General features: G+C 54.0%; 3 protein-coding genes and 1 pseudogene. All 4 read right to left on the bottom strand.

Annotated elements, in window-relative coordinates; all coding sequences use genetic code 11:
* A pseudogene (locus RAE09_RS11770) lies at positions 1-189 on the bottom strand (IS6 family transposase); the annotation flags it as partial.
* 609 nt (positions 190-798) lie between these two features.
* Entirely contained in the window at positions 799-1,065 is a 267-nt protein-coding gene (locus RAE09_RS11775; RefSeq protein WP_150851485.1) for a hypothetical protein, read from the bottom strand.
* Positions 1,062-1,652, bottom strand: coding sequence for a ParA family protein (locus RAE09_RS11780; protein ID WP_250410853.1), 591 nt, complete (start codon positions 1,650-1,652; stop codon positions 1,062-1,064). Before RAE09_RS11780 ends, RAE09_RS11775 begins: the two co-directional genes overlap by 4 nt.
* Before the next feature lie 22 nt (positions 1,653-1,674).
* Positions 1,675-1,888 (bottom strand): helix-turn-helix transcriptional regulator (locus RAE09_RS11785; protein WP_316981767.1); only part of this gene is annotated, 214 nt, incomplete at its 5' end.

The raw sequence follows: 1,888 nt of genomic DNA on the forward strand, positions 1-1,888 counted from the left end.
GCGAGTGTGCTTATCCAGCTCAGGGGCGTATTTCTGCACCCAGCGGTAGATCGTGGTGTGATCGACTGGCACACCCCGCTCGGTCATCATTTCTTCGAGGTCGCGGTAGCTCACGCCGTAGTGGCAGTACCACCGCACCGCCCACAGGATGATGTCACGGGGGAAATGCCGACCGGAGAAGATGCCCATGGCTCTGATTATTTCACGCCGGTCTTTCTACTGCCCCAACTTTGCAACAGCACCTCCTAAAGCCTCAGTGTCGAAGCGATACATGCGCGGCGAGTTCGTACCGTCAGCATTACGCATATAAGACTTGGAAAAATCCCGTCCAACAGACCCGTGGAGCACCTCGCGGCCTAAATGCGCGCGGAGCAAGTCGCGGTCACTGGCGGATGCTGGGGTGTTATCCAGCCCGCCACGATCTGGTTCGACACGGGTAGGTGTTTTAATGTGCGCGTTTTGCGCGTAAGCCTGTAGACTCATGGCCATGCTTTCTCCCAGAGATGAGCTGGGTGATAAGCGAAAGTCACTGGGTTGCCGCCCGGTGGCTTTCTTCGTTTTCACTGTCTCCCACCGACTCTAAATGACACCAGTGTCATTTAGTAGTCATGACACGCGAAAAATGTGCCTTTTACCTGCAGTTACGCATGGCTTTCCATGTGTAACTGTTTTCGTCTGCAGATCTACTTCCCCATTTTCTCGTGCGCATATTTACCGTCACTGCGGTGGGGATGACGCATGTGGAACTGCTGGGTTTACAGGAATACATCTTTACATAACCTGTATTCCTGTAAACCCTTATTTATTGTTGCGCACGTATTCTTCGAGGTAGTTGCTGACAATCTCGCGTATGGTCACTCCTTTTTGCGCGGCGATGACTTTGAGTTCTGAGTGAAGTTCTCGGTCAATTTCGACGGTCATCTTCTTGACGTAGTCGCGGCCGGTGGGTTGGTGGAATGCACCTCGTACTGTTTTCTTCTCCACTGCCGGGGTCGGCTTTGCGGTTTTCTTTGTCGAGGTTCGCGGGCCTTGCTGTGCTCTGGCGCGTTCTTTGCTGGTGCTCATTTCATCATCTCCATGAGTTCGTCTGCGACCTGTTCATAGCCGTGCATGTCTGGGCCTGGGCAGTAACCGAAGGCTAGGTGCATGTCCTCGCGTAGCGGTATTTCGGTTTTAAAGTGGGGCATTTGTTCTGCATCAAGCGCTTCTCGTGCAGCATCAAGGGCACTGGTGCCTTTCCTGGCAAACGTCAGCAGGACTGCATGTGGTGTTCCGCTAACTGCGTCGCGCAGTTCCCACACGCGGGAAAGGTCAGCGGCAGCAGAACGGGTCGGAAGAATGATGAAGTCACTGACAGCGATTGCTGCTTCGATAGCGTTCTCGTCTCCTGGCGGTACATCGATGAACATGAACTCATCGTCTCCGACGAGTGCTGCTTGCCTATCAACGCGCTTGGGAATGGACAGCTCGACCTCAAACGGTAAAGGGTCGCCTCCGTCTTCCGCGCGTTCCGACCATTCCAGAGCTGAGCCCTGTCGGTCTAAGTCTGTGACTGTCACGGTCTTTCCTCGGTGGGCGAAAACCGTAGCGAGAAACATCGTTGTAGTGGTCTTGCCAACGCCACCCTTGACGTTAATGGCAGTAATGATCAGAGCGTGATGCTCCTATGTTGTGTCAAGCTGATTTGAGAAGTTCTTCATAAGCCAACCTCAACTCCGGCAAAGGGCGCTTGCCGGTTTCGATATCACTGATTCTCGCCGGGGCACACCCGAGTTTTTCAGCAACCTGGGCTTGCGATAACTGCCTCTCGATCCGTCGAGCTTTGAGTTCATCAACCTCTACCTGGCCCGTTGGAAGAACGGCCTGACCCAAGCACAACACCCGGTAG

The organism is Corynebacterium tuberculostearicum (genome assembly GCF_032821615.1).
GTDB classification, from domain to species: domain Bacteria; phylum Actinomycetota; class Actinomycetes; order Mycobacteriales; family Mycobacteriaceae; genus Corynebacterium; species Corynebacterium tuberculostearicum_H.